Origin of the sequence: Streptomyces sp. NPDC092952 (assembly GCF_044754785.1) — a bacterium.
Lineage (GTDB): Bacteria > Actinomycetota > Actinomycetes > Streptomycetales > Streptomycetaceae > Streptomyces.
The window spans coordinates 99,399-117,069 of sequence record NZ_JBIVPT010000021.1 but is presented as its reverse complement, the minus strand read 5'-3'; the positions used below and the strand labels follow the sequence as shown (position 1 = coordinate 117,069).

Annotated in this window: 19 protein-coding genes; 8 read left to right on the top strand and 11 right to left on the bottom strand. The window is 71.9% G+C overall.

The annotated features are described in order from the left end of the window. Positions 1-176 precede the first annotated feature (176 nt). The gene (locus ACIQGQ_RS32495; protein ID WP_402402762.1) at positions 177-1,229 is read right to left on the bottom strand and encodes a chitinase; all 1,053 of its coding nucleotides are present in this window, start codon (positions 1,227-1,229) and stop codon (positions 177-179) included. A gap of 359 nt (positions 1,230-1,588) precedes the next feature. Between ACIQGQ_RS32495 and ACIQGQ_RS32490 the strand changes: the two genes are divergently transcribed. The 6 genes from ACIQGQ_RS32490 (at position 1,589) to ACIQGQ_RS32465 (ending at position 7,772) form a co-directional block, all read left to right on the top strand. Further along, entirely contained in the window at positions 1,589-2,635 is a 1,047-nt protein-coding gene (locus ACIQGQ_RS32490; protein WP_402402759.1) for an iron-siderophore ABC transporter substrate-binding protein, read from the top strand. A gap of 11 nt (positions 2,636-2,646) precedes the next feature. After that, positions 2,647-3,687, top strand: a complete 1,041-nt coding sequence (locus ACIQGQ_RS32485) for a FecCD family ABC transporter permease (protein ID WP_402402756.1) — start codon at positions 2,647-2,649, stop codon at positions 3,685-3,687. Between the two features lie 11 nt (positions 3,688-3,698). Beyond that, entirely contained in the window at positions 3,699-4,763 is a 1,065-nt protein-coding gene (locus ACIQGQ_RS32480) for a FecCD family ABC transporter permease (RefSeq protein WP_402402754.1), read from the top strand. A 156-nt stretch (positions 4,764-4,919) separates the two neighbouring features. Then, positions 4,920-5,798, top strand: a complete 879-nt coding sequence (locus ACIQGQ_RS32475; RefSeq protein ID WP_402402752.1) for a YndJ family protein — start codon at positions 4,920-4,922, stop codon at positions 5,796-5,798. After that, complete coding sequence (locus ACIQGQ_RS32470; protein WP_402402749.1) at positions 5,795-6,298, top strand: DUF1990 family protein; 504 nt, start codon at positions 5,795-5,797, stop codon at positions 6,296-6,298. The genes ACIQGQ_RS32475 and ACIQGQ_RS32470 overlap by 4 nt, the downstream gene beginning before the upstream one ends. 37 nt (positions 6,299-6,335) lie before the next feature. After that, positions 6,336-7,772 (top strand): lipase maturation factor family protein, encoded by a 1,437-nt coding sequence (locus tag ACIQGQ_RS32465; protein WP_402402747.1) that lies wholly within the window; start codon positions 6,336-6,338, stop codon positions 7,770-7,772. A gap of 15 nt (positions 7,773-7,787) precedes the next feature. On the opposite strand, the gene ACIQGQ_RS32460 is transcribed toward ACIQGQ_RS32465, so the two are convergent. From ACIQGQ_RS32460 to ACIQGQ_RS32420, 9 genes are read right to left on the bottom strand one after another with little or no spacing between them, the layout of a single operon-like run. After that, positions 7,788-9,137: an ammonium transporter gene (locus ACIQGQ_RS32460; RefSeq protein ID WP_402402744.1), complete on the bottom strand. Its 1,350-nt coding sequence runs from the start codon at positions 9,135-9,137 to the stop codon at positions 7,788-7,790. A gap of 27 nt (positions 9,138-9,164) precedes the next feature. Beyond that, positions 9,165-10,124 carry an urease accessory protein UreD gene (locus tag ACIQGQ_RS32455; protein ID WP_402402741.1) on the bottom strand — a complete coding sequence of 320 codons (960 nt, stop codon included), beginning with the start codon at positions 10,122-10,124 and terminating at the stop codon, positions 9,165-9,167. 1 nt (position 10,125) lies between these two features. Next, positions 10,126-10,746, bottom strand: a complete 621-nt coding sequence (gene ureG / locus ACIQGQ_RS32450) for an urease accessory protein UreG (protein WP_352274564.1) — start codon at positions 10,744-10,746, stop codon at positions 10,126-10,128. Between the two features lie 42 nt (positions 10,747-10,788). Further along, entirely contained in the window at positions 10,789-11,565 is a 777-nt protein-coding gene (locus tag ACIQGQ_RS32445) for an urease accessory protein UreF (protein WP_402402738.1), read from the bottom strand. 18 nt (positions 11,566-11,583) lie between these two features. Beyond that, a complete protein-coding gene (gene ureC, locus ACIQGQ_RS32440; protein WP_402402734.1) occupies positions 11,584-13,308 on the bottom strand; it encodes an urease subunit alpha in 1,725 nt (574 codons plus the stop codon). After that, entirely contained in the window at positions 13,308-13,778 is a 471-nt protein-coding gene (locus tag ACIQGQ_RS32435; RefSeq protein WP_402402731.1) for an urease subunit beta, read from the bottom strand. The genes ureC and ACIQGQ_RS32435 overlap by 1 nt, the downstream gene beginning before the upstream one ends. Further along, positions 13,775-14,620 (bottom strand): cobalamin biosynthesis protein CbiX, encoded by an 846-nt coding sequence (locus ACIQGQ_RS32430; RefSeq protein WP_402402728.1) that lies wholly within the window; start codon positions 14,618-14,620, stop codon positions 13,775-13,777. Before ACIQGQ_RS32430 ends, ACIQGQ_RS32435 begins: the two co-directional genes overlap by 4 nt. Positions 14,621-14,625: 5 nt before the next feature. Further along, entirely contained in the window at positions 14,626-14,931 is a 306-nt protein-coding gene (locus ACIQGQ_RS32425; protein ID WP_376688282.1) for an urease subunit gamma, read from the bottom strand. Positions 14,932-14,967: 36 nt separating this feature from the next. Further along, positions 14,968-15,930, bottom strand: coding sequence for an urea transporter (locus ACIQGQ_RS32420; protein ID WP_402402725.1), 963 nt, complete (start codon positions 15,928-15,930; stop codon positions 14,968-14,970). 179 nt (positions 15,931-16,109) lie between these two features. Here ACIQGQ_RS32420 and ACIQGQ_RS32415 point away from each other — a divergent pair, with 179 nt between their 5' ends. Beyond that, positions 16,110-16,586 (top strand): fluoride efflux transporter FluC, encoded by a 477-nt coding sequence (locus ACIQGQ_RS32415; protein ID WP_402402723.1) that lies wholly within the window; start codon positions 16,110-16,112, stop codon positions 16,584-16,586. Continuing rightward, entirely contained in the window at positions 16,583-16,957 is a 375-nt protein-coding gene (locus tag ACIQGQ_RS32410) for a fluoride efflux transporter FluC (protein WP_402402720.1), read from the top strand. The genes ACIQGQ_RS32415 and ACIQGQ_RS32410 overlap by 4 nt, the downstream gene beginning before the upstream one ends. A gap of 146 nt (positions 16,958-17,103) precedes the next feature. On the opposite strand, the gene ACIQGQ_RS32405 is transcribed toward ACIQGQ_RS32410, so the two are convergent. Then, a complete protein-coding gene (locus ACIQGQ_RS32405; protein WP_352274572.1) occupies positions 17,104-17,280 on the bottom strand; it encodes a hypothetical protein in 177 nt (58 codons plus the stop codon). Between the last annotated feature and the right edge of the window lie 391 nt (positions 17,281-17,671).

Genomic DNA, 17,671 nt, shown 5'->3' with positions numbered 1-17,671 from the left:
GGTGGGGGGGCGGTTTAACTGGGCGGGGTACCCGCGGGGTTGCCTGCCCGCACCGACGCGCCCGCCGCGACCCCGTTCGGCCCCCCCCCGCCGGCCGGGGTCCGCGGGGCCGGGCCGGTCGGCGTGGGGCGGCCCCGTCCACCTCGGCAGGGCCGCCCGGTCCATGGCTCCGGGCGTCAGCGCCCCTGGAGCGCCTTGACGTTGTCCCCGAAGGTCCAGCCCTTCGAGCCGTCCCAGTTGAGCGACCAGGTCATCAGGCCCTTGAGCCCGTTGTTGTAGTGGTTCCAGGCCTGGGCGACCTGACCGGTCGACATGTACCCGCCACCGGCACCCGGCTGGGCCGGGAGCCCCGGCACCTGCTTGTCGTACGGGACCTTGATCGTGGTGCCCTGGACGACGAGCCCCTTGTCCAGGCAGTCCGTCTGGGCGGTGAACCCCTCGACGGTGCCCGCGGAGTACGAGTCGCCGGAGCAGCCGTACATGCTGCCGTTGTAGTACTGCATGTTCAGCCACCACAGGCGGCCGTTGTCCGCGTACTTCTTGATGATGGGCAGGTACGCGCCCCAGATCGAGCCGTAGACGATGCTGCCGCCGGTGACGTAGGCCGTCTCCGGCGCCATCGTCAGGCCGAAGTTCGAGGGCATCTGGGCGAGCACGCCGTCGATGATCCGGATCAGGTTGGCCTGCGAGGCCGAGAGCTGGTTGATGTTCCCGCTGCCGGCCAGGCCGGTCTCGATGTCGATGTCGATGCCGTCGAAGTTGTACTTCTTCAGGATCGGCACCACGGTCTCGACGAAGCGGTCGGCGACCGTGCTGGAGCTGAGGTCGATCCCGGCCGTCGCACCGCCGATCGACATCAGCGTGGTGAGGCCCGCGGCCTTCGCCTGGCACATCTCGGCCGGGGTCGGGACCTTCACCGTCGAGTCCATCCCGTCCTCCCACTTGACGGTGCCGTCGGAGAGGATCACAGGGAAGGCCGTGTTGAGCACGTTGTAGCCGTGCTGCGCGATGCGGCTGTCGGTCACCGGGATCCAGCCGAGCGGCGGGTGCACGCCGTTGGAGGCGCCGTCCCAGTTCTCCCAGTAGCCCTGGAGCACCTTCCCGGCCGGCTTCGACTTGACCGCGCAGGTCTCGTCGGCGGCGGAGCTGGGCGTTGCCGCCACCAGCATCTGTACGGCACAGGCCGCCGCGAGGCCGACCCCCAGCAGGCGCGATGTCCGACCGAACATGGTTGCTTCCCTTCCTGTCACGGCCGGGCACCACCAAGGTGGCGCACAGGCCCGAATCGGCCCGGTGCGGGGCGAGTTGACCCGTGAATGACATGCGCCTGACAACGCAGAGACGGAACGCGGTCTCGCATTTCACGGCCCGTCACACGCTAGGGAGGCCCGAACGGCCCGTCAATAGGTCTGGACCAAAGAAGCCCCACCCTCCCGGGGGCATTTGTCGTCACGAATTGAATTAGCTTAGGCTTACCTAACTCTCTGCGATACGCATCGGGGCCGTCGCCGTACGCCTTCGGCCACCGCTTCGGCATGCCCTCGTGCGGTCGCCGGGTCCGCTCCGTCCCCCAGCACGAGGAACACCCATGTCCCGCTTCACCCGCGTACGTCGCCGCACCTTCTTCGCGACCGCCGCCGCCACCGCTCTCGCCCTCGCCGCGGGCGGCTGCTCGTCGAGCGGTGACGAGGAGAAGTCCGGCGCGGCCGGAAAGAGCTCCGGCGCGTTCCCGGTCTCCATCAGGAGCGCGCTCGGCACCGCCGAGATCGAGCGGCGGCCCGAACGGATCGTCACCCTCGGCCAGGGCTCGGCGGAGACCGCCATCGCGCTCGGCAGCACCCCGGTCGGTGTCGAGAAGTACGAGTGGGGCAGCGACAAGTCGGGCTATCTGCCCTGGGTGCACGAGGCGGTGAAGAAGTCCGGCGACAAGCTGCCGGTCCAGTTCGCCGGGGGCGAGGACATCGACTTCGAGGCGATCACCGAGCTCGAACCGGACGTCATCCTCGCGCCGTGGTCCGGGATCACGCAGAAGGACTACGACATCCTCAAGGACATCGCCCCCACCGTCGCCTACCCGGGCCAGGCGTGGAGCACCGGCTGGGACGAGCAGATCGGCATCATCGCCAAGGCGCTCGGGCAGCCCGAGCAGGCCGAGGTCCTCACCTCGCGGATCGAGAAGCAGCTGGCCGACGCGGCGGCGAGCCGGCCGGAGTACAGGAAGCACACGTTCTCGTACATCTACAACACCGGCCCCGGCACCCTCGGCGTGTTCAAGCCGGAGGAGCAGCGCGTCTCGATGGTCTCCGCGCTCGGGCTGAAGGTCGACCCGGTGGTGGACACCTTCAAGGAGACCAAGGGCACCGCCTCCGCGCTCATCGGCCTGGAGAACGCCGAGAAGCTGAAGAACAGCGACCTCGTCTTCACCTTCTACATGAACGCCAAGGCCCGCGAGGAGATCGAGGCGCAGCCGCTGTACGCCGCGATCCCGGCGGTGAAGAGCGGGGCCGTGGTGGCGGGCACGGACAACTCCTTCGTCACCGCTTCCTCGATCATCAACCCGCTCACCGTGCCGTGGGTGCTCGACCGCTACCTGCCGCTGATCGACCAGGCCGTCAAGGCCGCCGACAACGGCTGACCCCGGGCCCCATGACCACCACCGCGCACGCGCCGCCGGGCGCCGCCGGAACCTCGCGGTCCGGCGCCGTCCGGCGGCTGTTCCTGCTCGTCCTCGCCGTCGCCGTGCTGGCGCTCGCGGTCTGCGCGAGCGTCATGTACGGCAGCCGGACCACCTCCTTCGGCGATGTGCTCCACGTCCTGGACGGCACCGCCGACGCGGGCGTCACCACCGTCGTCGAGAGCCGCTACCCGCGCACCGCGCTCGGTCTGCTCGCCGGGCTCTGCCTGGCCGTCGCGGGCACCCTGATGCAGGGGGTGACCCGCAATCCGCTGGCCGACCCGGGGCTGCTCGGGATCAACGCGGGCGCCTCCGCGAGCATCGTCGCCGCGACCGCCTTCCTGGGCGCCTCGGGCAGTACGGCCACGATGTGGTGGGCGCTGCCCGGCGCCCTGGGGGCCGGGCTGCTGGTCCATGCCATCGGCTCGGCGGGGGCGGGCGGCGGTCTCGTCCGGCTGGTGCTCGCCGGGGCGGTGCTCTCGGCGGTGCTGACGGCGTTCGTCCAGGCGGTGACCCTGGGCCGGCCGAAGGTGTTCGACAGCTACCGGTACTGGGTCGTCGGCGCGCTCGGCGGGCGGGACTTCGACGTGTTCTGGTCGGTGCTGCCGTTCGCGGTGGCCGGTCTGGTGGTGGCCGCGCTGCTCGGTCCGGGGCTCAACGCGCTGGCCCTGGGCGACTCCACCGCGGCCTCCCTGGGCGCCTCCCCCGCGCTGGTGCGCGCGGGCGGGCTGCTGGCGGCCACGCTGCTGAGCGCGGCGGCCACCGCGGCGGTCGGTCCGGTCGCCTTCGTCGGGCTGGCGGTTCCGCATGTGGTGCGGGCGCTGGCCGGGGTCGATTTCCGGGCCCAACTGCTCTTCTCGGCGCTGATCGGTCCGGCGCTGCTGCTCCTGGCGGATGTCGTGGGGCGGGTGGTGATGCGCCCGCAGGAGCTGATGGTCGGTGTGGTGACCGCGTTCCTCGGGGCGCCCGCGCTGCTCGTCACCGTACGCAGGATGAGAGGCAACGCGGGATGAGAGGGACGGTCATGACGGCGCGTCGGGGTGCGGTCCGCACCGCGTCGCCGCGGAAGGTGCTGACGGTCGGCCGGCGGGTGGCACTGCCGGTCCGGCGGGTGTCGGTGCTGACGGCGGTGGCGCTGCTGGTGCTGCTGGCGGCGGGGGTCGTAGCGACGCTGTCGCTGGGGCGGCTCGGCATCGCCCTCGCCGATCTGCCCGGGGCGCTGGCCGGCGGGGCGGAGGGCAAGGACGCGTTCGTCCTGGAACGGCTGCGCGGGCCCCGGCTGACGGTCGCCGTCGGGACCGGCGCGGCGCTCGGGCTCTCCGGGGCGCTGTTCCAGTCCGTGACCCGCAACCCGCTGGGCAGCCCGGACGTGATCGGGCTGGCCTCCGGCGCCGGGGCGGGCGCCGCGATCACCGCGCTGTTCCTCCCGGACGGCGTGCCGGTGGCGCTCGGCGCGCTGCTCGGCGCCGTCCTCGCCATGGCCCTGGTGTACGTGTCGACCGGCACCGGCTTCCGCGACCCGGCCCGGCTGGTGATCGCGGGCATCGGGGTGGCCGCGATCGGCACCGCGATCACCCAGTACGTCGTGTACGCGATGGAGCGGGACCGGGCGGCCGTCCTCACCGCCTATGTCAACGGCAGCCTGTCCGCGCGGTCCTGGACCGACGCCGCGACGATCGGTCTGGTGCTGCTGGCCGTCGCCCCGTGCGCCGCGCTGGTCTCGCGGCGGCTGGACATCGGGGAGATGGGCGACGACATCGCGCACGCGCTGGGGGCGCGGCCGCGTGCCACGAAGACCGTGGCCGTGGTCCTGGCGATCGTGCTCTCGGCCGGAGCGGTGAGTGTCGCCGGACCGATCGCGTTCGTCGCGCTGACGGCTCCGCAGATCGCCCGGCGGATCACCCGGCTCCCCGGCCCGCATCTGACGCTGTCGGCGCTGACCGGTGCGGTGCTGCTGGTGCTGGCCGATCTGTGCGCCCAGCAGTCGCCGCTCTTCGGCAATCTGCCGGTCGGCATCTACACGATGGCCGTCGGCGGGGCGTACCTGGGCTGGCTACTGGTCCGGGAGTGGCGCCGAGGGGCTCTCTGACCCCGCCCGGAGCAGCCGGAAGGGGGTGGTCCCGCGAGCCGGGACCGCCCCCTTCCGGCTGCCCGCCCACCCCCTTCTTGAACACGTTCAAAAGAAGCCGTAGAGTCACCGCCAGACGGACTTGAACACGTTCAAGTCGAAGGGGGCGGTGCGGCGATGTCGTCGTTGGTCAACGCGATCGTGATGCTGGGCATGCTGGTGGTGGTCCCGATGGGACTGCGGCTGGTGGGGGCGCCCGAACTGGACCGGATACGGCGGCTGTGGCCGCTGTTCGCGATGCCCGGCGCCGTCGCCCTGTGGCTGCCGCGCGGACCGGCGGCCACCGCGCTCGCCGCCTGCTACGCCCTCGGGACCGTACTGCTCGCGCTGCACGCACCGGCGCGGCTGCTGCGCGAACCCCGGGCCCGCCGGGCACCGGCCGAGATCGCCCTGCTCACCGCCCTGGTCATGCCGTCGATCGCGGCCACGGCCCTGGTCGCCGAGCGCTCGGGCCACCGGCTCTTCGGCTTCGGGCTCGGCATCCTCGCGCTGACCGTGCCACACTTCCACTTCGCGGGCTTCGCCGCGGCCCTGGTCTCCGGGCTCGTCTGCCGGATCGCCGACACCCCGGCGGGCCGGTTCGCCGCGCTGAGCGTGCCGCTGGGCACCCTGCTCGTCCTGGGCGGCTACTTCGTCGGCGACTGGGCCGAGCTGGCCGGTGCGCTCGTGCTGACCGCGGGGATGTGGGCCGTCGCCCTGCTCACCTGGCGTGCGGTCCGCGGGCCCGACCGGGACCGGACCACCCGGCTGCTGCTCGCGGTCTCCTCCGGCGTACTCGCCGTCACCATGGTCCTCGCGCTGAGCTGGGCGCTCGGCGAGGCCACCGGAATCCCCCATCCCACCCTGGGCTGGATGGCCGCCACCCACGGCCTCGGCAACGCGCTGGGCTTCGCGCTCTGCTCGCTGCTCGCCTGGCGAAGGCTCCGGGAGACACCGGCCGCCCGCGGCCGGACGGTCCCCCGGCACGACACCCACCACGAAGGACGGACCGCGTGAACGCATTCTCCTACCCGGAGGTCGGGACCACCCGGCTCGGCCCGCTGCCCGACGGGTACCACCACCTCCACCACCGGACCCGGGTCGGCCGCGGCCGGACCGACCTCGAAACGGTCGGCGCCGCCATCACCGGCTGGGGCATGCACCGCGGCTCCGGGGCCCGGGTCGAGACCTCGGCGGACCGGGCCGAGCCGGGGACCGCCCTGACCGTCTCACTCGGGATCGGACCGCTCCGCTTCCACGCCCCCTGCCGGGTCGTCTGGACCGCGTACGAGCCCGACCGGATCGGGTTCGCGTACGGGACGGCCCCCGGACACCCCGAGTCCGGCGAGGAGTCCTTCGTGGCGGAGCTGGCGGACGACGGGACGGTGTGGTTCACCGTCACGGCGTTCAGCCGGCCGGTCGCCTGGTACGCCCGGCTCGCGGGGCCGGTCGTACCGGTCCTCCAGCGCTGGTACGCCCGCCGTCTCGGAGCCACGCTGCGCCGGGCCGCCGCCTGAGAGCCTGCCGGGCGGCCTCTGACCGATACTGGAGGCGATGCAGTGGTTCACCGCGGACGGGTACTGGCTCAGCCGGCTGGTCTTCCAGCGGGCGCTGGCCTCCGTGTACCTCGTCGCCTTCCTGGCCGCCGCGCTCCAGTTCAGGGCGCTGATCGGCGAGCGCGGCATGCTGCCGGTGCCGGCGTTCCTGCGGCGCACCGACTGGCGCGACGGCCCCGGCCTCTTCCGGCTGCACTACAGCGACCGCTTCTTCGCCGCGACCGCCTGGACCGGCTGCGCGGTCGCCGTGGCGCTGCTCGCCGGGGCCGACGCGTACCTGCCGCTCTGGGCGGGGATGGCGCTCTGGGCGGTGCCCTGGGCGCTGTACCTGTCGATCGTCCAGGTGGGGCAGACCTGGTACGGCTTCGGCTGGGAGTCGCTGCTGCTGGAGACCGGCTTCCTCGCAGTCTTCCTCGGCACCGGGCACACCGCCCCGCCGGTGCTGGTGCTGTGGCTGCTGCGCTGGGTGCTGTTCCGGGTCGAGTTCGGCGCCGGTCTGATCAAGATCCGCGGTGACGCCTGCTGGCGGAAGCTGACCTGTCTCTACTTCCACCACGAGACCCAGCCGATGCCGGGGCCGCTGAGCTGGTTCTTCCACCGGCTGCCCCGGCCCCTGCACCGGGCCGAGGTCGCGGCCAACCATGTCACCCAGCTGCTGGTGCCGGTGCTGCTCTTCACACCGCAGCCGGTGGCGAGCGTGGCGGCCGGGCTGATGGTGGTCACCCAGCTGTGGCTGGTCCTCTCGGGCAACTTCGCCTGGCTGAACTGGCTGACGATCACGCTGGCCCTGTCCGTCGTCGACTGGTCGCCCCTCGTCACGCCGCCCGCCCAGACCGTGCCGCCGCTCTGGTACGAGGTGGTGGTACTGGCCGTGACCGCGCTGGTGCTGTTCCTCAGCTACCGCCCGGCCCGCAACCTGGTCTCCCGCCGCCAGGTGATGAACCGCTCGTTCGACCCGTTGCACCTGGTCAACACGTACGGCGCGTTCGGCAGCGTCAGCCGGGTCCGGCTGGAGGTGGTGGTGGAGGGCACGGACGAGCGGGTCCTGCACGAGGGCACGCGCTGGCAGGAGTACGGTTTCCGCGGCAAACCGGGCGACCCGCGCCGGCTGCCCCGCCAGTTCGCCCCGTACCATCTGCGGCTGGACTGGCTGATGTGGTTCGCGGCGCTCTCCCCCGCGTACGCCCGGCCGTGGTTCGGGCCGTTCGCGGAGCGGCTGCTGGAGAACGACCGGGACACCCTGCGGCTGCTGCGGCACAATCCGTTCCCCGACGCCCCGCCCACGCACGTCCGCGCCCGGGTGTACCACTACCGGTACACCACCTGGCGCGAGCTGCGGGCGACCGGACGCTGGTGGCACCGGACCTACGTGCGCGAGTTCATGCCACCGGTCTCGCTCGGCCCGGCCCGGACCGGACCGGCCCGGCGGTCCTGAGCCTCCGGGCACGGGTCACTTGGACTCCTCCCGGGCCCGCAGCAGCCGGGTGATCTGCTTGACGAGCTCGTCGTCGCTGGTCACCCGCTTGCCGGAGACCAGGGCGCCGAGGCGTTCGGCCGTCTGGAAGTCGTAGGCGCGCTCCCGCTCCGTGCCGGGGACCTTCTCGTACTCGTCCTTCGCCCGGAAGCCGACGGCCACGTCGACCAGTTTCGCGATGATCCAGGTGAGCAGGAAGGAGAACGCGATCACGCAGACGACGGCGAGGAGCTGCTTGCCCAGCAGTCCCCAGCCGCCGCCGTAGAACAGCCCCTTCTTGCCGCTGATCCGCGCGGTGGCGAACAGCCCGACCATGATCAGCCCGACCAGTCCGCCGACCCCGTGCACCCCCACCACGTCGAGGGTGTCGTCCACGGAGAACCGGTACTTGAGCGTGATCGCGAAGGCGCAGACCGCGCCGACCACCAGTCCGGTGACGACCGCGCCCAGGGGGTCGACCTCGCCGCAGGCCGGGGTGATGGCGACCATGCCCGCGACGGCCGAGGAGACCACGCCCATGGTGGTGACGGTGCCGGTGCGCCACTTCTCCACCAGCGGCCAGGTGACCATGGCGCCCGCGGCACCCAGCTGGGTGTTGAGGAACGCGGCACTGGCGGCGCCCTGGGTGGTGAGCGCCGAGCCGGAGTTGAAGCCGAACCAGCCGAACCACAACAGCCCGACGCCGATCACCACGAGCGGGATGTTGTTCGGGCGCTCCTCCCGGCGGGCGAAGTCGCGCGGGGCCCGCAGCACCAGGGCGACGGCCAGTCCGGAGACCCCGGAGTTGAGCTCCACCGGCAGCCCGCCCGCGAAGTCCAGCGCCCCCAGGTGCTTGACGATCCACCCGTCCTGGTCGAACACCCAGTGCGCGAGCGGGACGTAGACGACGAGCAGCCACAGCGGGACGAAGACGAGCCAGCCCCGCATGGTGGCGCGGTCCGCGATCGAGCCGCTGATCAGGGCGACCGTGATGATCGCGAAGCCCATCTGGAAGGTGCTGTAGACATAGGTGGGGATGTGGCCGGTGAGGGTGGTCAGCCCGATGTCGTGCATGAACACGTGGTCGAGGTTGCCGATGAGTCCGGCGCCGCCGACGTCCGGCCCGAAGGCCAGCGAGTAGCCGATGATCCACCAGACGAGCGTGCCGAAGGCGAGTGCGGCGAAGCTCATCTTGATCATCATCAGGATGTGCTGGGTGCGCACCATACCGCCGTAGAAGAACGCCAGTCCCGGCGTCATCAGCAGCACCATGGCGGTGGAGGCGAGCAGCCAGGCGGTGTCACCGGAGTCGTACGCCGGCGGCATCGGTGCGGGGGCGAAGTTCATCGGCGGATCCCTCGTCGTGGTGGGGTGTCAGGGCTTGCGCAGGGCGGGGGCCGGGTGGCCGGTGAGCAGCCGGCGTACGGCGTCCCAGGCGGCGTTGTGCGCGGCGGCGACCCGTACCGGGCTGTCGTCCAGCAGCCGCAGCCAGGCGCCGCAGTCCCGGGGCAGCACGCTGACCCCGTACAGGACGCCGAGCCCGGCGAGCGCGGTGTGCAGGGTGTCGGCCAGCTCGCCGGCCGGGGCCCGGTCGGTGACGACGAAGAGCGAGGCGACGTGGTCGTGCCCGGCGAACACCCCGGGGCCGAGGACGCCGCCGTCCGCGGCGCCCGGCGTCAGGCGCAGGGTGTCGAGGGCGAGGAGGGTGCCGTCGGGGCGGGTGACACGCAGATCGGTGGCGAGCGTCCGGTAGGCGTGGCGCTCGCCGCGGGCGAGCCGCCCGGCGGTCACGGTGTCGCCGAGGAGCACGGTGGCGCCGGGGGCGACGGTGACCTCGGTGCGCTGGTAGAAGCGGGAGTCCGCGAACGGGATCAGCGGGTCGGGCAGGTACTCCACGTAGGCGCCGTCCTCCGCCGTGATGTGCACGCGCTGGCTGGCGTAGTCGTGCTCCATCCGGAAGATCTTGGTCGCCGCCTGGGTGGTCAGGTGGACCTGGGTGCCCGGCCCGCAGCGGAAGTCCGTGCGGTAGCGGTCGGCCTGGGCGACCCCGCCTCCGGTGGCCATCAGGTAGACGTAGCTCATGCCGGGCATCGCCGGGTCGATCCAGAGCGGCCGCATGATCTGGAGCGGGGTCTTCTGGTAGCGCTCCACGAGTTCGGTGCGCCCACCCCGTACGGCGAAGGCCAGGTCGAGGATGCCGACCTTGGCCGGTGCGCCGGGCCCCAGCGTGTCGGGCACGGACGCCAGGGCCGCCACCTCCGGGGGGAGGCGGTCCACGGTGTAGTGGCCGGGGGCGAGCCGGTCCGGCCGGGGCGGTGACGGGGTGGGCCGCATCTCAGATCAGCGCCTTGCGGCGGGATTCCAGGTAGCCGGCGACGTCCTCGACCCCGATGCCGGTGAGGCAGTCGGTGAGGACGACCGGTCCTTCGCCGCGCACCCGGTGGGCGTCGGACTCCATGACGCCGATGTCGGTGCGCACGTACTTCGCGATGTCGATCTTGTTGATGACGAGCAGGTCGGAGTCGGTGATGCCGGGGCCCCGTTTGCGCGGCATCTTCTCGCCCTCGGCGGTGTCCAGGACGAAGACGAAGAGGTCGACGAGGGCCGGGCTGAACGTGAGGGTGAGGTTGTCGCCGCCGGACTCGTAGAGCAGGGTGTCGGTGTCCGGGAAGCGTTCCAGCATCTCGGCCCCGGCGGCCAGGTTCATCGTGGGGTCGTCGCGGACGGCGGTGTGCGGGCAGGCTCCCGTCTCCACGCCGACGACGCGCTCCGGTTCGAGGACCCCGGCGAGGGTGCGGCGGATGTGCTGGGCGTCCTCCTGGGTGTAGATGTCGTTGGTGATGACGCTCGGGCGGTGGCCGCGTTCGATGAGCACCGGCACCAGCGCCTCGATGAGCGCGGTCTTGCCGGAACCGACCGGTCCGCCGATGCCGACCCGCAGTACGTTGTCGTCCATGGTGTTCCCTTTTCCTCGCGTCGTTGGGGGGTGGGGTGGGGATCAGCTGGCGAACAGCCGGGCCTCGGCACGTTCGTGACGGCCCGACATGATGTCCGAGGCGAAGACGGTGGCGCCGACGTCGGCCAGTTCGCGCCGGAGCGCCGCCTCGGTGGTCTCCTCGACGACGGGTGCGGCGTTCCGCAGCAGGACCTGGGCCCCACGGTGGTCGGTGAGCCGCAGCCGCAGCGCGGCGCCCGCGAAGCTCGCGCAGAACGCGAACAGGTCGCAGGCCACCGCCTGGCGGACCGGGACCCCGGCCGCCGCGTGGACCACTCCGGCGGCCACCGCCTGGGTGCCGGGCGACTCGCCCCGTACGACCCGGCCGAAGTGCTCGGTGATCTCCGGCCGGTCGAACACCTCGGCGGCGAGGTCGAGGAGCTGCCGCCCGGTCCGGGTGGCGGCCTGGCGCATCTCGCGCCCGAGTTTGGTGGCGAACAGGTGCTCGTCGATCCGGACGACGGCCGCCGCGTCGCCCGCCCGGGTGGCCCGGTGGGCGAGCGCGAGCGCGGTGGCGTCGGCCGGGCCGACCCCGTGCCGCAGCAGGTCCGCCAGCAGCGCCGGGAGGCTCTGCCGGTCGACCGCCCCGGCCTGCGCGAACCCCTCCAGGCTGTGCGAGAGCGTGTAGAAGCCGCTGGGGAACGCCGAGTCGGTCAGCTGGAGGCCGACCAGCAGCGGCCCGAGCGCCGGTCCGGCCTCCGCCCCCGTCTTCGTCCTCGCCTTCACCTTCGCCGGGGCGGGCGCCGTCCCGCCCCGGATCTCTTCCTCGTCCTGGTACACGGCCGCGGTCCTCGCGCCCTAGACCAGGAAGTACAGATGGTTGAGCGGGAGCTCCTCGGCCGGGTCGATGGTGGCGACCTTGCCGTTGAGGGTGACCTTGAACGTCTCGGGGTCGACCTTGATGTCGGGCAGGGCGTCGTTGCGCACCATGTTGTGCTTTCCGATGGTCCGGGTGCGCCGGACCGGCAGCACCTTGCGCTCCAGGCCCAGTTCGGCCGGGACCCCGGCGGCGATCCCGGCCTGGGACATGAAGGTGACGTGGGTGCTGGCCTGGGCCTTGCCGTACTGCCCGAACATCGGCCGGTAGATCACCGGCTGCGGGGTCGGCAGCGAGGCGTTGGGATCGCCCATCTGCGCCCAGGCGATGATGCCGCCCTTGATGATCATCTTCGGCTTGGCGCCGAAGGAGTGCATGGGCCAGAGCACGATGTCGGCGAGCTTGCCCTTCTCGATGGAGCCGACGTGGTCGGAGATCCCGGTCGCGATGGCCGGGTTGATGGTGACCTTCGCGAGGTAGCGCAGCACCCGCTGGTTGTCGTTGCGGGCGGAGTCGCCCTCCAGGGTGCCGAGCTTGTCCTTGCAGTGGTGGGCGATCTGGAAGCACCGGGTGACGGACTCGCCGACCCGGCCCATCGCCTGCGAGTCCGACGAGATCATGCTGATCACGCCGAGGTCGTGCAGGACCGACTCGGCGGCGATGGTCTCGGCCCGCACCCGGCTGTCGGCGAAGGACACGTCCTCGGGGATGTCGTGGCTCAGGTGGTGGCAGACCATGACCATGTCGAGGAGTTCGTCGACCGAGTTCCTGGTGTACGGGAGCGTCGGGTTGGTGGAGGACGGCAGGATGTTGGGCTCCCCGGCGACCCGCAGGATGTCCGGGGCGTGTCCGCCGCCCGCGCCCTCGCTGTGGAAGGTGTGGATGGTGCGGCCGTCGATCGCGGAGCGGGTGTCCTCGAAGAATCCGCTCTCGTTGAGGCTGTCGGTGTGGATGGCCACCTGGATGTCGTGCCGGTCGGCGACCTTGAGCGCGTTGTCGATGACGGCGGGCGTCGCGCCCCAGTCCTCGTGGACCTTCAGCGCGCAGACCCCGGCCCGGACCTGCTCCTCCAGCGCCTCGGGGAGGCTGCCGTTGCCCTTGCCCATGATGCCGAGGTTGATGGGGACGCCCTCGGCCGCCTGGAGGAAGCGGGCGATGTTGAAGGGGCCGGGCGTACAGGTGGTGCCGTTGGTGCCGTCGGAGGGGCCGGTGCCGCCGCCGATGAGGGTGGTGATGCCGTTGGTGAGCGCCTGCTCGGCCTGTTGCGGTGCGATCAGGTGGACGTGGGTGTCGATGGCGCCCGCCGTGGCGATGAGGTGCTCACCGGCGATGGCCTCGGTGCCGGGGCCGACGACCAGGTCCGGGTGGACGTTGTTCTGCGTCTGCGGGTTGCCGGACTTGCCGATGCCCGCGATGAAGCCGTCCTTGATGCCGATGTCGCACTTGACGATGCCGACGACGGGGTCCATGACCACCACGTTGGTGATGACGGTGTCGAGCGCTCCCTGGGCGGCGGTGGCCTGCGGGTCGGCGGCCATGCCGTCGCGCATGGTCTTGCCGCCGCCGTAGACGACCTCGTCGCCGTAGAGGCCCTCGCTGTAGTCCTTCTCGACCTCGACGACGAGGTTGGTGTCGGCGAGGTGGAAGCGGTCGCCGACCGTCGGGCCGAACATGTCGGTGTACTGCTTGCGCGGCAGGATGGGCATCAGCGCGAACCCTTCTTCTTTTCCTTGGCGTCCTTCGCGGCCTTGGCGCTCTTGGCGTCCTTGGTGTTCTTGGTGCTCCTGGCGCCCCCGGCCTTCTCCTGGGCCCCGGCGAAGCCCAGCTCGATCGCCCTGCGGACCGCCTCGATCCGCACCGGTTGCGAGGCGAGGCTGCCGTTGAACAGCCCGCTGAAGCCGACGAGCCGGCCCGTGCCGGCGTACGCGCACAGCTCCACCTCGCGCGTGCCGCCGGGCTCGATGCGCACCGAGGTGCCCGCGGGGATGTCGAGGTGCATGCCGAGCGCCTGCTGCCGGTCGAACGAGAGCGCCGAGTTGACCTCGAAGAAGTGGTAGTGCGAACCGACCTGGACGGCCCGGTCCCCGGTGTTGCGGACGGTGAGCTTCACCCGGCGGCGCCCGGCGTTGATCTCGATCGGTTCCTTGCCGTAGATGTACCTCTGGCGGGGTGTCATGCGGTGCTCCTGATGACTCGGCCCGCACCGTGGACATGCGGGTGCGGATGCGGGTGCGTGTGCACGGCCCCGTGGGGGTGGCCGTGCCCGTGGCCATGGGGGTGGCCCTCGCCCGGGGGGTGGGTGTGGGCGTGGCCGTGGTGGTCGGCGGCGGTCAGCCCGGCCGCGATGCCGTCGTCGCCGTGCTCGGCCCGGTGGCGCCGGGCGTCGGCCACCCGCTCGGCGAGCACCCGGCCCAGCGCCGCCGGGGAGAGCAGTGGACCGCCGTCCGTGATCCGCGCGCCGGGTACGTCCGGCAGCGGCGGCCGGGCGAACGCGGCCGGGACCAGCACCACCTCGCGGGCGCCGAGCAGCAGGCAGCGCCGGACGCCCTCGGCGGGGCCGGGGTCTCCCCCGGTGAACGCGACCTCGACCAGTTCGTGGCTGCCGTAACGGCGCACCAGGCTGGCGACGCGGTACAGCTCGGCGTCCTCGAAGGGGTCCCCGGCCGGGGCGGTGACCAGCAGTGCGGCCGCTCCGGGGGCCCGGCCGGCCGCCGCGCGGAGCCAGGCGGTCAGGTGCTGCGCGGTGCCGAACGGCTCGGTCAGCAGGGTGCGGGCACGGGCGGCGGGCGGCAGCGCGCGCAGGGTGCGGGCGGTGTCGGCGACGAGTTCCGGGTCGCGGCCGAGGGTCATCGGTACGACACAGCTCTCCTCGCCGCGGCGGGCGAGGGCGGTGACCGTCCTGAAGAGGCCGCGCCCGTCCCGTACGACGGTGGTCCCGGTCTCCGCGAGATCGTGCAGGGCGGCGCCGTACGCGGCTTCGTGGCCGCAGACGGCGATCACCCGGCGGTTCGCGTCCACCGGGTTCAGCCGCCGATGGGGTCGTGGCAGGAGACCAGCTTGGTGCCGTCCACGAACGACGCCTCGATCTGGAGCAGGCCGAGCATCTCCCGTACGCCGGGCATGGTGTCGTCCTCGCCGACGACATGGCGGCCGAGCTCCATGCAGTCGGCGACGCTCCTGCCGTCGCGGGCCGCTTCCAGGATCGCCTCGCTGATCAGTGCCACGGCCTCGCTGTAGTTGAGCTTGAGGCCGCGGCCCTGGCGCTTGCGGGCCAGGTCGGCCACGACGTAGACCAGCAGTTTGTCGATCTCGCGGGGGGCGAGGTTCATCGTCAGTACCTCTCTGGGGTGAGGGGGAACGGGCGGTCAGCCGCTTTTCCGGAACCGGGGCAGCAGCGGCACCGCCGCCATGAACGCCCAGGTCACGAGGATGAAAGGCCAGGTGAAGGTGTGGCCGCCGAAGGGTTTGAAGAACGAGGTCAGGGAGGCCGTGAGGCCCGTGGAGGCGGCGGCGCCGAAGAGCGCGTACGCCCCGTTCCACACCGTCGGGGTGAGGAAGACCGCGCCGATGGCGATGGCGACGAGCACGGCGTTGTATCCGTAGATCCCGTTCGCGATCAGTGCGCTGGGGGCGCCCAGCAGCCAGGCGGCGAGGATCCCGACGACGCTGCCCCCGGCCGCGAAGAGCACCACCCGCACCCCGGCGCAGGCCAGGCCGACGAGCATGATGAGCCCGACGTACCAGGCGTCGACCAGGAAGATCTGCGAGACGTTGGTGAAGAACCCGTGCCACAGATCGCTCCAGGAGAGCGCGGTGGCGCCGCTGGTGGTGCTGGACACCTCCTTCGGGGCACCGTGCCAGACCCGCGCGAAGGACGGCGCGCCGAGCACCATGACGCCGGAGACCAGGCAGAACGGTGCCGTGAGCGCGGTCAGTCCGTACGGCTTCAGCAGGGTCGTCAGTGCCATCGTCAGCACGGTGCACATGATCGAGCCGATCACCGCGAGGACGTAGGTGGCGGGGTGGTTGCCCAGCGAGGTGACCAGGGCGATGCCGGTGAGACAGCCGGAATACCCGTGCAGGCCGAGGGCGATGGAGGCGCGGTCGACGCCGAACGCGTAGGCGGTCAGCGTCGAGAGGGCGGTGCCCAGGGTGGCGAAGAGACCGATCTGCCAGCCGGCCGCCCAGAGCCCGGCGAGGATGAACGCCCCGGTCCACAGGCACGACTGGAGGTCGACCTGCCCGACCCCCCGGATCGTGGCCAGCAGGAACGCGGTCGGCTGCCGGTTCTCCAGCCTGCGGACGGCGGTCGGCTCGGCGAGGGACAAGGGGGACTCCAGCGCATAGCGGATCAGGGGCGGAACGCTGCTCGCGGTCTGCCGCCATCAACGCACAGGACGGCGGGCTCTTCTCGCGGTGCGGCGTCCGGCTCCGCTGTTGGGGTCGTGAACTGCGCCATTGAGCGTGGGAAACGAGGATGTCCGGACCGGCTCGTTAGCTTCGGTGGATGTCCCCGCAGATGCGCCTGCACCATCGCACCCACCCCGATCACCACCCCGGGGCCCAGCCCGCCGTCGTGGCGGCGGTCGCGGTCGGCGGCGCCGTCGGCGCACTGGCCCGCTACGCCGCCGAGCGCCTCTGGCCCAACGGCCCCGAGGCGTTCCCCTGGACGGTGCTCCTGATCAACGCCGTGGGCTGTTTCCTCATGGGCATCCTGATGGTGACCCTGAAACTGCGGTTCCCCGGCGCGCCCCGGCTGATCAGTCCGCTGCTGGGCACCGGGGTGCTCGGCGGGTTCACCACGTTCTCGCACTACACGGACGGGGTGCGGCAGCTCTTCACGGAGGGCCGGACCGGTGACGCGGTCGGCTGTCTGCTGCTGACCGTCGTGGCGGCGCTGGCCGCGGTGACGGCGGGTGCCTTCGCCGCGCATCTGGTGCTCGGGCGGCGCGGTTACGCACAAGAGCCGGAGAGTGCCCGATGACCGACTGGCTCCTGGTGCTCGTCGGCGGGATGGTCGGCGCTCCGCTCCGCTACCTGCTCGGGGTGGACGCGAAGTTCCGCCTGCACACCGCCTTCCCGTGGGGCACGTTCGCGGCCAACGCGGGGGCGGCGTTCTTCCTCGGCTACGTCTCCGAGGCGGTGACCGACGGGGAGCTCGGGCCCCGCCTCCAGCTGCTGCTGGCCACCGGATTCTGCGGGGCCCTGTCGACCTGGTCGACGTTCTCGTACGAGCTGCTGACCTTCGCCTCGGCCCGCCGGACGGCGCTGGCCGCCGGGTATCTGACGCTCACCGTCGCGGCGGGCATGGGGCTTTCCTTCGCCGGGGCGGCCCTGGCGGACGCGGTCCGATGAGCGCGGGCGCGGCGGGGAGGGCGCGGGCGGCGACCGGTCCGCTCGTCGGCGGGGCACGGCCGGACAACGGGTTCGGCCTCGGCCCGCGCGGAGCGGACCGAGGCCGAAAAGAGTTGGTTCCCCCGGGGTACCGGGGTGGAGCGGGGTCAGTCGATACCGGGGAGGATGTGCGGCTCGGCGAGGTCGTCCTCGTAGCCGGCCAGCCGGATCGGGGCGGACCGTGCCCACACCTCGATGTTGCGGAGCTTCTCGGGCCTGCGGGCCGGGCCCGTGTGCCGATCGGCAGGGCGCTTCTCGTGCTTCGTCAGTTCCGGTGTCGTCACCGCGCACTCCTTTGTGTCGCATAGCCCCGGACGTCGCCGAAGCTCCGGTCTCACTGCCGGAATCGGCCGCCCGTGCGGGGCAGGGGCAGAGAATAGCTCGGTCGCGGTGGCGCCGGGTACGGGGCGGGACGGCGACCTGGTTGACAAGTCTGTCCCGGGACGGTCGAGGAGGGTTTGTGGACTTCTCGATGACGTCCGTTCACATCAGAGTAACCAAATGAGCGCTTCCGCGCTCGATAGAACGTGTGCAGTAGGTCACTTTCAGCCACTCCGCAGGGAAAAGACCCGTCCGCGATCACGGCCCGGAGAGCGGCCGTGACGGACAGCATGGCACCGCGCCCCGCGCGTCCGGGACGGCATGTCAGGAAGCTGCCGGTTGCCCGCCGGGCGA